Annotated in this window: 14 protein-coding genes and 1 pseudogene; 5 read left to right on the forward strand and 10 right to left on the reverse strand. The window is 61.5% G+C overall.

Features of this window, described 5'->3' with window-relative positions; genetic code table 11:
• The first annotated feature begins 103 nt into the window (after positions 1 to 103).
• Complete coding sequence (locus T3A99_RS09460) at positions 104 to 862, forward strand: hypothetical protein (protein WP_076383820.1); 759 nt, start codon at positions 104 to 106, stop codon at positions 860 to 862.
• 79 nt (positions 863 to 941) lie between these two features.
• Here the strand turns inward: T3A99_RS09460 and T3A99_RS27850 are convergent, their stop codons facing one another.
• From T3A99_RS27850 to T3A99_RS09475, 4 genes and pseudogenes are all read right to left on the reverse strand, one after another.
• Positions 942 to 1823 carry a methyl-accepting chemotaxis protein gene (locus T3A99_RS27850; protein ID WP_370695205.1) on the reverse strand — a complete coding sequence of 294 codons (882 nt, stop codon included), beginning with the start codon at positions 1821 to 1823 and terminating at the stop codon, positions 942 to 944.
• Positions 1803 to 2906 (reverse strand): annotated as a pseudogene (locus tag T3A99_RS27855) (HAMP domain-containing protein); the annotation flags it as partial. The gene T3A99_RS27850 and the pseudogene T3A99_RS27855, both read right to left, overlap by 21 nt.
• Before the next feature lie 110 nt (positions 2907 to 3016).
• Positions 3017 to 4414 carry a PLP-dependent aminotransferase family protein gene (locus T3A99_RS09470; protein WP_173406683.1) on the reverse strand — a complete coding sequence of 466 codons (1398 nt, stop codon included), beginning with the start codon at positions 4412 to 4414 and terminating at the stop codon, positions 3017 to 3019.
• Positions 4415 to 4620: 206 nt separating this feature from the next.
• A complete protein-coding gene (locus T3A99_RS09475; RefSeq protein ID WP_160893097.1) occupies positions 4621 to 5382 on the reverse strand; it encodes an SDR family oxidoreductase in 762 nt (253 codons plus the stop codon).
• Between the two features lie 226 nt (positions 5383 to 5608).
• On the opposite strand from T3A99_RS09475, the gene T3A99_RS09480 reads away from it, so the two are divergent.
• Positions 5609 to 6613: an NADP-dependent oxidoreductase gene (locus tag T3A99_RS09480; RefSeq protein WP_047230351.1), complete on the forward strand. Its 1005-nt coding sequence runs from the start codon at positions 5609 to 5611 to the stop codon at positions 6611 to 6613.
• Positions 6614 to 6734: 121 nt separating this feature from the next.
• On the opposite strand, the gene pyrF is transcribed toward T3A99_RS09480, so the two are convergent.
• Entirely contained in the window at positions 6735 to 7433 is a 699-nt protein-coding gene (gene pyrF, locus T3A99_RS09485; protein ID WP_160893102.1) for an orotidine-5'-phosphate decarboxylase, read from the reverse strand.
• A gap of 291 nt (positions 7434 to 7724) precedes the next feature.
• Here pyrF and T3A99_RS09490 point away from each other — a divergent pair, with 291 nt between their 5' ends.
• From T3A99_RS09490 to xopAW, 3 genes are all read left to right on the forward strand, one after another.
• Complete coding sequence (locus T3A99_RS09490) at positions 7725 to 8483, forward strand: response regulator (RefSeq protein WP_047230350.1); 759 nt, start codon at positions 7725 to 7727, stop codon at positions 8481 to 8483.
• Complete coding sequence (locus T3A99_RS09495) at positions 8483 to 9526, forward strand: sensor histidine kinase (RefSeq protein ID WP_173406682.1); 1044 nt, start codon at positions 8483 to 8485, stop codon at positions 9524 to 9526. The genes T3A99_RS09490 and T3A99_RS09495 overlap by 1 nt, the downstream gene beginning before the upstream one ends.
• A gap of 145 nt (positions 9527 to 9671) precedes the next feature.
• Positions 9672 to 10397 carry an EF-hand domain-containing protein gene (xopAW, locus tag T3A99_RS09500; protein WP_139049443.1) on the forward strand — a complete coding sequence of 242 codons (726 nt, stop codon included), beginning with the start codon at positions 9672 to 9674 and terminating at the stop codon, positions 10395 to 10397.
• Positions 10398 to 10514: 117 nt separating this feature from the next.
• Here xopAW and T3A99_RS09505 read toward each other — a convergent pair whose 3' ends face one another.
• The 5 genes from T3A99_RS09505 to T3A99_RS09525 form a co-directional block, all read right to left on the reverse strand.
• On the reverse strand, positions 10515 to 11552 hold the full coding sequence (locus tag T3A99_RS09505; protein ID WP_047230347.1) for an AI-2E family transporter: 1038 nt from the start codon (positions 11550 to 11552) through the stop codon (positions 10515 to 10517).
• A 62-nt stretch (positions 11553 to 11614) separates the two neighbouring features.
• Positions 11615 to 12421, reverse strand: a complete 807-nt coding sequence (locus T3A99_RS09510) for a DUF4892 domain-containing protein (protein ID WP_047230358.1) — start codon at positions 12419 to 12421, stop codon at positions 11615 to 11617.
• Between the two features lie 143 nt (positions 12422 to 12564).
• Positions 12565 to 13416: an alpha/beta hydrolase gene (locus T3A99_RS09515; RefSeq protein ID WP_047230346.1), complete on the reverse strand. Its 852-nt coding sequence runs from the start codon at positions 13414 to 13416 to the stop codon at positions 12565 to 12567.
• Positions 13413 to 14207: an alpha/beta fold hydrolase gene (locus T3A99_RS09520; RefSeq protein ID WP_047230345.1), complete on the reverse strand. Its 795-nt coding sequence runs from the start codon at positions 14205 to 14207 to the stop codon at positions 13413 to 13415. Before T3A99_RS09520 ends, T3A99_RS09515 begins: the two co-directional genes overlap by 4 nt.
• Before the next feature lie 271 nt (positions 14208 to 14478).
• Positions 14479 to 14922, reverse strand: coding sequence for a hotdog fold thioesterase (locus T3A99_RS09525; RefSeq protein ID WP_047230344.1), 444 nt, complete (start codon positions 14920 to 14922; stop codon positions 14479 to 14481).
• Between the last annotated feature and the right edge of the window lie 48 nt (positions 14923 to 14970).

Below are 14970 nucleotides of genomic sequence, written 5' to 3' on the forward strand. Positions count from 1 at the left end.
CGCCTGTCTAATCGCATCGCACAGGCCTATGCGCTTAAAAGCCAAGCCACTACACTCTTGATATGCGAACCCCAATAAAGAGGTCTTACCGGTGACACCACTCATGATCACCCTGCTCGTCGTAGCCGGGATCGCACTGTTGATCGCCATTGGCTACATGAACCATGTGGTGGAAAACAACAAGCTGGAAAAGGCCCGTACCAAGATTGAACTCAACGACCGCTTGCGTCGTTGTGGCGAGCTCACTGAAACCTTTCCCGGACAATTGATGACCCCGGCCCTGAAGCTGTTGATCACGCGTCTTGAGATCAACGTCTGCCAGCGCCTGCTGAACCTGGAGAAAACCAATACGGCGGTCAAGGCGCGCCTGGACGAACTGAATGCACTCGCCGCCCAGGGTGAATCGATTCCGGTGAACAACCCACCGGCACCGATCCAGACCGAAGCCAAGGCCAAGGATGTGCGGTTTCTGCTCGAGGCCCTTCACGGTCAGATTACCCGCGCCGCCCAGGATGGCTTCCTGCCGCCCAACGAAGCCAAGCGCTGGATCCGCGAAGTGCGACACATCCTGGTGCTGTTGCACATCGAGTTCTTCAATAATCTCGGCCAACACGCCTTGCAGCAAGAACAACCGGGGCAGGCCCGCCTGGCGTTCGAACGGGGTGTGCAGTACCTGCGCAAGCAACAGGAACCGCAGGTCTATGCCGAACAACTGGACTACCTGGAAAAACTCCTGGCCCGCGCCAATGCCATGGTTCTGGCCAGCACCCAGCCAGTCGAAGGCGAAGTCAACCAGTTGACCGAAGGGCTGAAGGACGCCGAAGTAAACGACGAGTGGAAGAAGAAGAAGGTTTACGACTGATATTCGGGTTAGGCTCTCAAGCCTGACTCCTGTGTAGCGAGGTGATTTATCCCCTCGCTACACAGGGTCCGTCGACAGCTCACAGCCTGAAATGCCCCACCATCCCCTTGAGCTCAACCCCTAGCTGCGCCAGCTCAATGCTCGACGCGGCATTGCCCTGCATCGCCAGGGAAGATTGATCGGCACTGGCGCGGATGCTGGTGACACTGCGGTTGATCTCTTCAGCCACCGAACTCTGTTGCTCGGCCGCCGCCGCAATTTGCTGATTCATCTGCTGGATCAGCGACACCGCCGCCGCAATGCTCCCCAGGGCGCTTTCGGTTTGCAGGGCATCACTGACCGCCATCTTCACCAGTTCGCCACTGCTCTGGATCTGCTGCACGGAGGTCTGGGCTGCTGAGCGCAAGGCGCTCACCAGGCGTTCGATTTCCTCGGTGGACTGTTGCGTGCGCTTGGCCAAGGCCCGCACTTCATCGGCCACCACCGCAAAGCCCCTGCCCTGCTCACCGGCCCTGGCCGCTTCGATGGCCGCATTGAGCGCCAGCAAGTTGGTCTGCTCAGCCACGCTCTTGATCACGCTCAACACCGTGCCAATGTTCTGGATCTCAGCGCTGAGGCTTTCGATACTGCTGCTGGCTGAAGTGGCCGAGTCGGCCAATTGTTCAATGCGCACCATGCTCTGACGCACCACCTGCTGACCGCTTTCAACCTTATCGTCGGCGGTCTGGGCCGCTTGGGCCGCCTCTTCGGCATTGCGCGCCACGTCGTGCACGGTGGCGGTCATCTGGTTCATGGCCGTGGCGACCTGTTCGGTCTCCTCCTTCTGGCTGCTGACCTCCAGGTTGGTCTGCTCGGTCACGGCCGACAGCGATTGGGCGGAGTTGGCCAACTGTTCGATACCGGCCTGCAAACCGCTGACGATACTGCTCAGGCCCGCCCCCATCTGTTGCATGGCGAGCATCAGTTGACCGATCTCATCCTGGCGCGTCACCTGCACCGTTGCACTCAAGTCGCCCGAGGCAATCTGCTGTGCAACACGGATGACGCTGCGCAACGGCCCGACGATCAACCGGGTAATGACCCAGGCCGCAATCAGTCCCACCAGCAGCGCCAGGGCCGACGAGCCGATGATCAGCAGCGAATTCTTCTTCAGTTCCGTCTGCATGGCACCGTCCTCGGCGGTGTAAGCCTGGTCAACCCGCTCCACTACCTGGGAGGCACGCTCGTGCAGTTGCTGGTAGACGATTTTCTCCTGGGCCAGCAGCCCGGTGTATTCAGCGAGTTTTTCGTTGAAACCAGCGATATGCCCGGCCACTTCGTTAAGCACGGTCTGGTATCCCGGGTCCTTGACGGCGGTCTTGAGCACCTCGGCCTGCTTCATGGCTTGCTCGGCCTGTTCGATAGTGCCCTGGCCGCCCTCTTCAGAGCCTTTGCGGCTTTGATCCAGGCGTACCCGCGCTTCGTTCATGGCCTGCAACATCAACCGAGACACTTCGCTGACCTGATTGGCTTGCTCAATGAACTCGCCGCCCTCCTTGCCTTCGGACTCTTTCAGGGTATAAGCGCCATCATCTGCCAGGCCCGCTTGCAGCACATCCAGGTTATTGGCAACGCTGGACACTGACCAACTGGCCATTTCCAGTGCCAGATCCTTGCTCTGGCTCAACTCGACGAATTCGTCGAACGCCTTGCGATAAGCCGCCAAGGCTTGCTCCACGTCGTTCATCACCGGCACGTTGGCCGCCGATTGCGCCTTGAGCTCGTTGGCCTGGGCAATCAGTCCGTCCACGCCCAGCCGCAAGGCATCGACCGTTTTCGGGTCCGAGCGCAAGGCGTATTCCTGCTCAAGCAGGCGGACCTTGAGCAAGCCGCTATTGAGGGATGACATCTGTTTCAGGCCATCGAAACGATAGCTGATGGTCTGCAGGGACCAGACACCGATGGCCGCCACCACGGCGGTAAGCAGCAGCACCAGGACAAACCCCAGGCCCAGTTTCTTTGCCATACCCAGGTTGGCAAAACGTCTTTGCACGGCCGAAATCATTGCGCCCAGTCCTCTGCCAGTGTGTGTTGATTGCAGATTCGCAACGAGATGCCCTGTAACACAAGATGCTGGCGTCGGAATAATGGCAAAAAGCTACAGCGCCGTCGTTTTCAGGACAATTGAGGTCGATCCAGAGCCGCCGCGCGGAAGAATGCCTGGGCCCTCGAATCGCAGGCGTGGGCCACGTTGATCCGCAGCCAGTCGCTGACAGCACCCGACGGGCTGAACGCTGTACGAGAAGAAAGCACCACACCGAACCGCTTGGCCAAGCGCTGCAATGCAGCGTAGTCGCATAACGGTGGACGCGCCCAAATGAACAGCCCGCCGGCCGGCCTGCCAAACACTTCCCAATCCGCATCCTCCAGCACCTGCAACACCGCTGCCATGTCGGCACTCAAACGCTGGCGCTGACGCTGGACCAGTTTGCGATAGGCGCCGCTGGCCAGAAGATTGGCCAGCACTGACTCACAGAAGCGTGAACTGCCCATGCTGGTAATGCCCTTGACGTCCCTCAAGCGTGCGATGACAGACGATCCGGCCACGACGAAACCGACTCGCAATGAGCTGCTCAGGGTTTTCGAGAAGCTGCCCACGTACACCACGTCGGTATCCAGCGCTGCCAGTCGGGTCCGGGTTGAGTTCTGGAAGTCGGCATAGACATCGTCTTCGACCACCAACATGGCGTGTTTTTTCGCCAGTTGCAGCAGTTGCTGGGCCACGGCCGGGGCCAGGCTGCTGCCGGTCGGGTTGTGGCAGGCGCTGTTGACGAACAGAGCGCTGGGCCGATGCGTCGCCAAGAGACATTGGAGTGCATCGACGTCCGGGCCGCGCGGAGTCCTGGGCAGTTCGATCATGTCGATGCCATGAAACCTGAGCAGGTCGAACAGCTTCGAATACCCCGGACTCTCCACCACAACGCAGCATCCAGGCTCAAGCAGTGTGCGCACAATCAGGTCCAGACCGTGGGTCGCGCCCGTGGTGGTCAGGATCAGGTTTTTATCGGCGTGGATATTGAATTGTTTCAGGCGCCTGGACAGTTGCTCCCGCAGAGCGGGCAGCCCCATCGGCGTACTGTAACTGAACAGCCCTGCCATATCGGTGCGGGTGACCTGACGGATCGCGTAGCCCAGATCATCGCTTTCGCGCCAACTCTCGGGCAGCCCTCCACAGCCGAGCTTCAGCTCCCACTGCGAGTTCTGGGGTACGCTGTCTTGGGTGATCTGCACGTCTTCCAGCCAGTCTTTGTCGGAGGGCTCGTAGCTGGACGACGGAGGCGGCGCGACAAAAAAACCCGAACCATGGCGCGCCGCCAACACCCCTTGGGCCACCAGGCGTTCACACGCCTCGTTGACACTGGACTGACTGAGCAGATTCTCCCGGGCCAATTGGCGAATGGAGGGCAGTCGGGTTCCCGGTTGCACCGCATCCTGTCGAATCCAGCCGGCCAGCGCGTCGACAATTTGCTGCACGACAGGCACCAGGGCCTGCCGGTCGATTCTCAACTCCATGAGTAACCAAGCTCCTAAGCAACTGTTTTATCTCTGGAAACAGTTAAGCACAGGCCGTCTCTGGACGATGTACGACAACGTCACCAAAACGGTCGATTCTCACCCTTTGAAACACATTCAGGGGCTGACACGGGGCATTTTTAACCCCCAAAGAAAAAGCCCACAACAAGTGCGGGCCTAGTCCTACACGCTAAATACAACGTTCTTCAGAAAGCCGTGACGCCGCCGTCCACCGCCAATGAATGACCGGTGGTGAATGCAGCGCCATCGCTGCACAAATACAGCACCGCGCTGGCGATCTCCTCGACCTTGCCGATGCGTCCTACCGGGTGCATGGCGTTGGCGAACTCACCTTTTTTCGGATCCGCTTCATAGGCACGACGGAACATGTCGGTGTCGATTACCGCCGGGCAAACCGCGTTCACGCGGATTTTCTTCTTGGCGTATTCAATCGCCGCCGATTTGGTCAGGCCGATCACCGCGTGCTTGGACGCTGCATAAATGCTCATCTTCGGCGCCGCCCCCAGCCCCGCCACCGAGGCGGTATTGACGATGGCACCGCCCCCTTGGGCCAGCAGCAACGGCAATTGATACTTCATGCACAGCCAGACGCCCTTCACATTGACGCCCATGATGGCGTCGAACTCATCGAGGGTGCCGTCGGCCAGCTTGCCCTTTTCGATTTCGATCCCGGCGTTATTGAAGGCGTAATCAAGCCGGCCATAGGCATTGATTACTTCGCTCATCAGGTTCTGCACGTCGCTTTCCAGCGTTACGTCGCAGCGCACGAACAGCGCTTCACCGCCCGCCTCACGAATCGACTGCACTGTGCCCTCGCCACCCGCCTCGTCCAGGTCGGCCGCCACCACTTTCAGGCCCTCAGCCGCGAATGCCTGGGCCGTCGCACGGCCAATGCCCGCGGCTGCGCCCGTGACCACGGCGACCTGTCCGGAAAACGTCATGCTCATTGTCAAATCCTCGAAGAGTGCGGGAGATGACGCCAGTCTAGTCACAGGTCCGGACGATGCGGCAGCACTATCCAATTACCGTTTGAGTATTCATGGGCGCCAGTGATAACGGCCCCGGCGCCATTATCACTGGGCTCGATCGAACTGCATTCGCTGCATCAGCAAACCTTGCGACAAACGCTTCGAAGGTCTATCAACAAGGCTTCATTCATCTTGAGTGCCAGCCATGACTGCCCAGACCAATCGCCAGTTCCTGCTCGCCAAACGCCCGGTAGGCGCTGCGACCCGCGAGACTTTCACCTATCAGCAAGTACCGGTCGGCGAGCCGGCAGCCGGCCAGATTCTGGTGAAGAACGAATATCTGTCCCTGGATCCGGCCATGCGCGGCTGGATGAACGAAGGCAAGTCTTACATCCCGCCGGTAGGCATTGGAGAAGTGATGCGCGCCTTGGGCGTAGGCCAGGTAGTCGCCTCGAACAACCCGGCCTTCGCGGTCGGTGACTACGTCAACGGTGCGCTGGGTGTGCAGGATTATTTCCTCGGCGAGCCGCGTGGTTTCTACAAGGTCGATCCGAAACTGGCGCCATTACCGCGCTACTTGTCAGCATTGGGCATGACCGGCATGACCGCCTATTTCGCCCTGCTGGACGTGGGCGCGCCCAAGGCCGGCGAGACAGTAGTGCTCTCGGGTGCCGCCGGTGCGGTGGGCAGCATCGCCGGGCAGATCGCCAAGATCAAAGGTTGCCGCGTGGTGGGCATCGCCGGCGGGGCCGACAAATGCAAATTCCTGATCGATGAACTGGGCTTCGATGGTGCCATCGACTACAAGAATGAAGACGTCCATGCCGGTCTCAAGCGCGAATGCCCCAAAGGCGTGGATGTGTACTTCGATAACGTCGGCGGCGACATCCTCGATGCGGTGCTCAGCCGCTTGAACCTCAAGGCCCGCGTAGTGATCTGCGGTGCGATCAGCCAGTACAACAACAAAGAAGCGGTGAAAGGCCCGGCCAACTACCTGTCGCTGCTGGTCAACCGGGCGCGCATGGAAGGCTTCGTGGTCATGGACTACGCCTCTCAGTTCGCCGCCGCCGGGCAGGAAATGGCCGGCTGGATGGCCAAGGGGCAGCTCAAGAGCAAGGAAGACATCGTTGAAGGACTGGAGACATTCCCCGAGACGCTGACCAAATTGTTCAGTGGGGAGAATTTCGGGAAGTTGGTATTGAAGGTCTAGTCACAAAAACACCTGTGGGAGCGGGCTTGCTCGCGAAGGCGGATTGTCAGGCGCCATTTTTGCCAACTGACACACCGCTTTCGCGAGCAAGCCCGCTCCCACAAGGGATCTTCAGGTCTGATCAGGCCAGTTCGGCGACTACCGCCGCCAGTGCCTTGGCCGGATCAGCCGCCTGGCTGATCGGTCGGCCGATCACCAGGTAGTCGGAACCGGCATCCAGTGCCTGACGCGGGGTCAGGATGCGGCGTTGATCGTCCTGGGCGCTGCCCGCCGGACGAATCCCCGGCGTCACCAGTTGCAGCGACGGGTGCGCCGCTTTCAGGGCGCTGGCCTCCAGGGCCGAGCAGACCAGACCGTCCAGGCCAGCCTTCTGCGCCAGCGCCGCCAGGCGCAGCACCTGTTCCTGAGGCTCGATATCCAGGCCGATACCGGCCAAGTCCTCGCGCTCCATGCTGGTCAGCACGGTCACGCCGATCAGCAACGGCTTCGGCCCGCTGCGCTGATCCAGCACTTCACGGCAGGCCGCCATCATGCGCAGGCCGCCGGAGCAATGCACGTTGACCATCCACACCCCCATTTCGGCGGCCGCCTTGACGGCCATGGCGGTGGTATTGGGAATATCGTGGAATTTCAAATCCAGGAATACTTCAAAACCCTTGTCACGCAGGGTCCCGACAATTTCCGAAGCGCAACTGGTGAACAGCTCCTTGCCGACTTTGACCCGGCACAGCTTGGGGTCCAACTGGTCGGCCAGCTTCAGGGCGGCGTCACGGGTAGGGAAATCCAAGGCAACGATGATGGGCGTCTGGCAGGCGGACATGAGTGGGCTCTCAGGCAAGTCGAAATCGGCGCGCATTGTAGCGGAACCAGCGCCCGTGCGGGACCCGATGATCGGTAAATCCTCATCGCGCCCGGACAGCATGGACGATGCCGGCCTTTGTGTCGAAGTCGATACACTCATGACACGCGCACAACACGCCGGCACGCTACCGTCTGGCGCCGCACCCCCGTCCTTTCAGCGCTTCACGCCTAGCGGCACGAAGCCTATGCTGAAGCCTCAACCTCGCCGCCTTCTTTGCGGTTGGCAGCCTATCTGGCAGATGATGCATCCATGCAGAACACCCCTGTTGCAAATTCTGACGATCAAAAAGCGCCCGACGATGACAAGCGCTGGAGTACCCGGGCGTTGATCGTCGATGACGATGTGCCGATCCGCGAGCTGCTGATCGATTACCTGGCCCGTTTCAACATACGCGCCAGCGGCGTGAACGATGGCGCGGCCATGCGTCGGGCGATGCAGGCCGAGCATTTCGACGTGGTTGTGCTCGACCTGATGCTGCCGGGCGAAGACGGCTTGCAATTGTGTCGCTGGCTGCGCGCCGAATCGGACATCCCGATCCTGATGCTCACCGCCCGGTGCGAGCCCACCGACCGCATCATCGGCCTGGAACTGGGCGCCGACGATTACATGGCCAAGCCGTTCGAACCCAGGGAACTGGTGGCGCGGATCCAGACGATCCTGCGCCGGGTACGCGACGACCGCACCGAGCAACGGGCCAATATTCGCTTCGATAACTGGCGACTCAACAGCGTACTGCGCCAGTTGATCTCCGCCGACGGACTGGTGGTGCCGCTGTCCAACGCCGAGTTCCGGCTGTTGTGGGTGTTCATCGAACGACCGCGCCGGGTACTGAGCCGCGAACAGTTGCTGGACGCCGCCCGTGGGCGCTCCATCGAGGCGTTCGACCGCAGCATCGATCTGCTGGTTTCGCGCCTGCGCCAAAAGCTGGGTGACGACCCCAAGGCGCCGCAACTGATCAAGACCGTGCGCGGCGAAGGCTACCTGTTCGACGCCCGGGACATCGGCTGATGCGCTTGCGCCTCGACACCTTGTTCGGCCGCCTGTTTGGCGTGCTGTTACTGGCGATCGTCCTGGCGCACCTGTTGGCCTTTGTCTGGTTTTCTCAATACGACAAACCGCCTTTGGGGCCACCCCCCGAATTTTCCCGGCAAGGCCAGCACCCTGGGCCCACGGGGCCCCCACCCAACCGCCCTGCGCGCCCATGGTTCGGTGGGCCGGTGGTACCGCTGACGTTTCAGTTTGTGTGCCTGATCGTCGCCGCCTGGTACGGCGCCAAACTGCTGACCCTGCCTATCCAGCGCCTGAGCGATGCCGCCGAACGCCTGAGCGAAAACCTCGACAGCCCACCGTTGGAAGAAACCGGCCCTAGGGAGGCCCGCCAGGCTGCCCATACGTTCAACCTCATGCAACAGCGAATTCGCGAGCAGGTGCAGCAGCGTTCGCGCATGCTCGGTGCGGTATCCCATGACCTGCGCACTCCGCTTTCACGGCTCAAGCTGCGCCTGGAACAGATCGATGACATCAAGCTGCAGGGCCAGATGCGTCAGGACCTGAACGATATGATTGGCATGCTCGACGCCACCCTCACCTACCTGCACGAGCAACGCACCAGCGAAGCGCTGCAATGGATGGACGTGCAGGCGTTGGTGGAATCGCTGAGCGAAAACGCCCAGGACCAGGGTGCCGACGTGCAAGCCAGCGGTGGTTGCGCGCCGTTACAGGTGCAGCCGATGGCGTTGCGCTCGTGTATCAACAACCTCATGGACAATGCCTTGCGCTACGCCGGACATGCGTTGATTACGCTGCAAGACCAGCGCGACCAGGTAGTGATTCGGGTGATTGACCACGGCCCCGGGATTGCGGCGGATAAACGCGAAGCAGTGTTCGAGCCCTTCTATCGCCTGGAAGGCTCACGCAATCGCAACTCCGGCGGTGTCGGCCTGGGCATGACCATCGCCAGGGAAGCCGCCGAACGCTTGGGCGGGCAATTGAGCCTGGAAGAAACGCCAGGGGGCGGATTGACGGCGGTGATCCGTTTGCCCCGCGCCTGAAACCACCTCAATCCCATGTGGGAGCCGCGTCGGGGGCTGAGTTTGTACACCCGCCGGTACAAACTCCACACACCCACGACAACTGCCCCGCCGACGCTGCATAAGCCGGTGCACCCACCGGCATTCCAGCCCAAGGAGAGCGCCCATGATCGGTAGCGTCAGCAGTTACTCGCCCTATACCAGCACCAGCAGTACCGCGACCAGCAGTGCCCGCAGCCAGCAGTTTCAAAAGGAGCTGCTCAGCAAACTCGACAGCAACGCCGACGGCTCGGTCGATCAGGAAGAATTGAGCACGGCCCTGTCGCAGAAGAGTGACGACGGCATCCTGGTCAGCCTGAGCGACAATTTCAGCGACCTGGACAGCGACAGTAGCGGCGACCTGAGCAGTGATGAGATAGCCGCGATGGCGCCACCGCCTCCGCCGCCACGGGACCAGGCGCCGACGACCGAACTGGCCGATGCGCTGCTCAGCGCACTGGACGCCGACGGTGATGGCGAGGTAAGTAGCGAGGAGCTGAGCAATGGTCTGGCGAGCGCCGGCAGCACTGCCGACAGCCAGGAACTGTTCTCGGCCCTGGACGAGAATGAAGACGGTACCGTCAGCCTCGACGAACTCGCCGCCAGCCTCCCCCCGCCACCGCCACAACAGGCCTCCAGTGAGGCGTTGTTCAGCCAGCTCGACGCCGATGGTCAGAGCAACACCGGCACCAGCGAACTGACCAGCGCGGTACAGGCCAACCGCACCAGCGACAGCTCCACCGACCAGACCAATGTCAGTGAAGCGCTGAACAGGATGATCGCCAACCTCAGTCGACAATACTCGCTGGATGATGTCGCCCCCGTGGGGAAATACCTGAACGTGGCGACGTGATTGACCGGCAAGCCTGGTTTTTCAGAGCCAGGCTTGCCTGCTGGATCGAAGCCCATTGGTGGCGAGGGGATCTATCCCCTCACTACAAAAAGGTTGGTGCTGGTCTCAGGAGTGAGGTTATCGCGCCTGGCTCTTGCTCCAGTCCGTCAGCAAGCTGTAGGCCACCGCCAGCAGGGTCGGGCCAATGAACAGTCCGATGAAGCCGAAGGCAATCAAGCCACCGAACACCCCCAGCAATACGATCACCAACGGCAGGTTTCCGCCACGGCTGATCAGGTAGGGTTTGAGCACGTTGTCCACACCGCTGATGATGAAGGTGCCCCAGATCCCCAGGAACACCGCCATCCCGTATTCGCCCTTCCACACCAGCCACGCCGTGGCGGGGATCCAGACCAGGGGCGGCCCCATGGGAATCAGGCTGAGCAGGAAGGTGACGATGCCCAGCACCAATGCCCCCGGTACGCCAGCGATCAGGAAACCAATCAGCGCCAGCACCGCCTGGGCCGCCGCGGTGCCGATCACGCCGTTGACCACACGCTGCACCGTACCGGCCACCAGTTCGATGTAGTAACCGGCACGGTCGCCGATCAGACGCTCCAGCAACCCGTGCACGAACACCGCCAGGCGCGGGCCGTCACGGTAAAAAAAGAACACGAACACAATGCTCAGGGTCAGTTCGAGAATGCCACCGCCGATTTGGGCACTGCGAGCCAGCAGCCAGTTGCCGACCTGACCCAGGTACGGCCTGACGGACACCATCATGGCTGCACCTTGCTGATCGATGCTGTTCCAGATGCCCACCAACCGCCCCCCCACCAGCGGTAAGCCCGCCAGCCATACCGGGGGATCAGGCAGGCCATCGACCTGCACGTTCTTGATAAATGCCGTGGCGTCGCGTACATGATCAGCCAGGTTGAAGCCCAGCCACACCAGCGGCACCGCCACCAGCACCATCCAGCCTACGGTCAGCAAAGCCGCCGCCAGCGACTCACGACCATTGACCCAGCGGGTCAACAGGCGCATCAGCGGCCAACTGGCAAACGCCAGCACCGCGCCCCAGAACAGCGCCGACCAGAACGGAGCCATCACCCAGAAGCTTGCACCGAACAACACCAGGAGCAGGATCTGCACCAACAGCCGATCGTTATTGAGCATGTCAGGTCTCGAAATAAAAACAGGGCCGGGCTGACGGCGTGAAGCACGTCACCCGAGACAGCTTAACGCAGCAGCTCAAGATGCAGGCCCGCCGCATCGCCCCTGGCGGCCTCCATTCGCGCCGCCCGGACACCCTGATCGATCAATGCTTGCCGCCAGGCCTCGGCCTGGGGTCCGGCGACAGTGACTCGAAGACCCGTGTCCAGGTTCAGCGCCCGGGATAGCAGGCGCAACCAGGTTTCGTCCGGTTCGCCGACCAGACGCGGCAAGTCCAGCACGCCGGTGTCCTTGAGCTGGCGCAACAGCGTGGCCGATGTGGGCAGCAGGTTCCCCAGCGAGGCGTTTGCCTCGAACTGTTCGACATGCAGGTAGGCCTTGCGATTGCCGCGAGTAATGCCATACAGCGCAATCAGCGTGTTGTCCGCGGGCGGCGCCAGGCGCAGCAGCAGATAAGACTGACCGTTATCGGCACCATAGAGCTTGGCATTGCCGAACACTTCGTTGGCCCACAGGCTGCTTTCGCCGCAATCACGAGCCTGGCACCAGAACAACAGTTGCGCGTCCTGCTTCTGCAAGGCTTCGCGGGCAGCGGTAAAGGCCTGGATGGCGGAGTGTTCCGGCGGCAGTTCGTAAGTCACCGACGTGGTGTTGCCACGGGCATCGACCTGCCCATCGAAGCGCAACTGGCCGCTGATCTTGCGGATCGAACCCAGGGGATAAATTCGTTCCAGGTCAGTGGTTTGCCGGTAATCGACAATTTGCGCGTCGGGCATGCGGGGCACCCGCTCCAGGTCCCGGCTGCCGGGAACATCGGCGGCAAACGATGCCGGGCTGAAGCAGGCCAGCGTAAGCAAGGCGAGTGAATGAATGGATAATTTCATCGGATCGGCATGGCCTGGGTCTCTGGGGTGAGGCCGGTGTCATCGATGCACTGCGAGGCCGCTAAACAGAGATCTGTCATGGTTGTCTCCCTTTTTCAACCCGCCCAGCCTCGACAGTTGCCAGGCGCAAGTCAAGAAACGGTGAAGAACCGATTGAAACAGTCTGCTACAAGCGCGGCGCCAGCCTCGTCGTTCAGGTGCAAATGATGACCGCCGGGCAACCGTTCATGACTGAAGGGTAGACGCTCCAGCAACTCGGGGTGTCGGGCAAGCATGCCGTCAGCAGCCACCACCAGATGCGCGGGGCAAGCGACCCGCGCCACGAAGGCCATGGCCTGCTCATCGGTCAGGCGAAGCGGCGATGGCAAGGTCAGGCGATTGTCGGTGCGCCAGGTGTACCCTCCCGGCACCGGCATCAGGCCGCGCTGGGCCAGCAATTCGGCGGCTTCGCGACTGACCGCCACCAGGCCTTTCATCCGGGCCTCAATGGCCCGGTCGAGGGTTTTGTAGACCGGTTTTCGTTTTTGTTGCAAATCCAGCTGCGCCTGCAGGGCCATGCCCATGCGCTCGGCGGCGTTGTCGCCTTTGTCCGTGGGAGGGATCACCCCGTCGATCAGCCCCAGGTGCGTGACCCGGTCGGGCAAGGCTCCGGCGAGCACCAGCGAGACGATGGCGCCCATGGAATGCCCCAGCAGGGCGAAACGCGCCAGGCCCAGTTGTTCGGCGACTTGCAGCACATCATGGGCATAGTCCCACAGGGCATAGCCAGCACCGGGTGGGCGATGCCCGGAGTGACCGTGACCGGCCATGTCCAGTGCAATGACCCGCAGGCCCTCAAGCCGTGGAGCCAGCCGGGCGAAGCTGTTCGCATTGTCCAGCCAACCGTGCAAGGCGATCACCGGCCGGCCATCCTCCGGCCCGAACAGGTGGGCCGCCAGTTCAATGTGGGGCAGGCTCAGACGGACTTCTTCAACCCCACTCATAAGCTGCGCCCTTCCCAGCGCTGAAAGAGATCCTTGAGCAACCTGGCCGTGTCCTGCGGACGTTCCAGGGGAAACATGTGGCCGCCGGGCATGCTCAGGGATTCACCATGGGGCATTCGACCCACCGAACGGGTGTGATGGCGCATCACCACGCGACTCTGCCGACCGCGCACCACCGCCAGCGGCACTTTGAGCATACGGGCCCGGCCGGGACTGGTGTGCGGCACGCCGCGGTAAATGCTGATCTCCGTGGCCGGATCGAAGCGCAGCCGCAAGCGGTCGCCGACTTGCTGCAAGCCATGTTGCAGGTAGGCGTCGAAGCATTCCGGGTCAAACCCGCGGAACAGCGTCTTGGCGGAAAAATACTGCCGGGCCGACTCCAGGTCAGCGAACTCTTCACGCCGGCCCAACGTCCGTCCCGCTGGAGTCAGACGATCGATGAACCCCAGGCGCTTGGCGGCCAGGATCACCCACTGATCGGCGCGGGTCAGCACCGGCGAATCGAGCATTACCACGCCACGATATAACTGTGGACAGCGCAATGCGGCATGCAGATGCAGAACGCCACCCAGGGAATGGCCGACGCCCCACACCGGTTCAGGTTGTTGTTCCAGGTGATGAATGAGCTCGTCCACCAGGTTGTGCCAGTTATCGTCTGCCGGAAAACGCGGGTCATGGCCGTGCAATTCCAGATGCGCGACCTCGTACTGCGGCGCCAGCGCGGCGAACAGCTTGCCGTAAGTGGCCGAGGGAAAACCATTGGCGTGGGCGAAAAACACCTGTTGCGACATGACAGTGGATCCATGGGGAAACTGGAACCGATTGTCCGCACATCCCGGTGGCGCGGCAATGACCGTAACTGACAGCAATGATGACAGTCGGGCTTGGGCTATGGGGCTATCTAGCTGTAAGCACTGCCCCATGTGGCGAAGGAGACGGGGAGCAAGGCTTGCCCGCGATGCAGGCGCTGGGGTGGATCAGGTGTTGCGCGTCGACACCATCGTGGGCAAGCCTTACTCCCACAGAAGATCCCTCACCGCAGGATTGCGTCCAGCTAGAGCGTCAACGCGCCGGCGGCTGTTCACCCAGCGGCACCACGGCCATGGTCAGGCGCGACACGCAGTTGACTTTGCCTTCGTCGTTGGTCAGGCGGATATCCCAGACCTGGGTGGTGCGGCCCAGGTGGACCATCCGGGCCGTGGCCGTCACCCGACCACTGCGCACAGCGCGCAAGTGGTTGGCATTGATCTCCAGCCCCACGCAATAGAACTTGCTGGTGTCCACGCACAGATAGGCCGCCATGGACCCGACCGTTTCAGCCAGCACCACCGATGCACCGCCATGCAACAGGCCGAATGGCTGGTGGGTGCGGTGATCGACCACCATGCTGGCGGTCAGGGACTCGTCGTCGAAAGATTCGAAACGAATGTCCAACACTTCGCTGATGGTGTTTTTACCGGCGGCGTTCAGTTGCTCGATGTTGGGGGTGGTGCGCCACAGACTCATCGTTGTCCTTCCTTTATGTTTTTTGTTGTGCTCAACCCTGCGACCAGA

Origin of the sequence: Pseudomonas sp. N-137 (assembly GCF_034555295.1) — a bacterium.
In the GTDB taxonomy this organism is placed as follows: domain Bacteria; phylum Pseudomonadota; class Gammaproteobacteria; order Pseudomonadales; family Pseudomonadaceae; genus Aquipseudomonas; species Aquipseudomonas rhizophila.

Bases quoted from the DNA above. Each gene is read 5' to 3' on its own strand.
- xopAW (WP_139049443.1), top strand. From the start codon at position 9,672: ATGATCGGTAGCGTCAGCAGTTACTCGCCCTATACCAGCACCAGCAGT.
- T3A99_RS09470 (WP_173406683.1), bottom strand. From the start codon at position 4,414: ATGGAGTTGAGAATCGACCGGCAGGCCCTGGTGCCTGTCGTGCAGCAA.
- T3A99_RS27850 (WP_370695205.1), bottom strand. From the start codon at position 1,823: ATGCTCGCCATGCAACAGATGGGGGCGGGCCTGAGCAGTATCGTCAGC.
- T3A99_RS09475 (WP_160893097.1), bottom strand. From the start codon at position 5,382: ATGAGCATGACGTTTTCCGGACAGGTCGCCGTGGTCACGGGCGCAGCC.
- T3A99_RS09520 (WP_047230345.1), bottom strand. From the start codon at position 14,207: ATGTCGCAACAGGTGTTTTTCGCCCACGCCAATGGTTTTCCCTCGGCC.
- T3A99_RS09490 (WP_047230350.1), top strand. From the start codon at position 7,725: ATGCAGAACACCCCTGTTGCAAATTCTGACGATCAAAAAGCGCCCGAC.
- pyrF (WP_160893102.1), bottom strand. From the start codon at position 7,433: ATGTCCGCCTGCCAGACGCCCATCATCGTTGCCTTGGATTTCCCTACC.
- T3A99_RS09495 (WP_173406682.1), top strand. From the start codon at position 8,483: ATGCGCTTGCGCCTCGACACCTTGTTCGGCCGCCTGTTTGGCGTGCTG.
- T3A99_RS09460 (WP_076383820.1), top strand. From the start codon at position 104: ATGATCACCCTGCTCGTCGTAGCCGGGATCGCACTGTTGATCGCCATT.
- T3A99_RS09480 (WP_047230351.1), top strand. From the start codon at position 5,609: ATGACTGCCCAGACCAATCGCCAGTTCCTGCTCGCCAAACGCCCGGTA.
- T3A99_RS09505 (WP_047230347.1), bottom strand. From the start codon at position 11,552: ATGCTCAATAACGATCGGCTGTTGGTGCAGATCCTGCTCCTGGTGTTG.
- T3A99_RS09525 (WP_047230344.1), bottom strand. From the start codon at position 14,922: ATGAGTCTGTGGCGCACCACCCCCAACATCGAGCAACTGAACGCCGCC.
- T3A99_RS09515 (WP_047230346.1), bottom strand. From the start codon at position 13,416: ATGAGTGGGGTTGAAGAAGTCCGTCTGAGCCTGCCCCACATTGAACTG.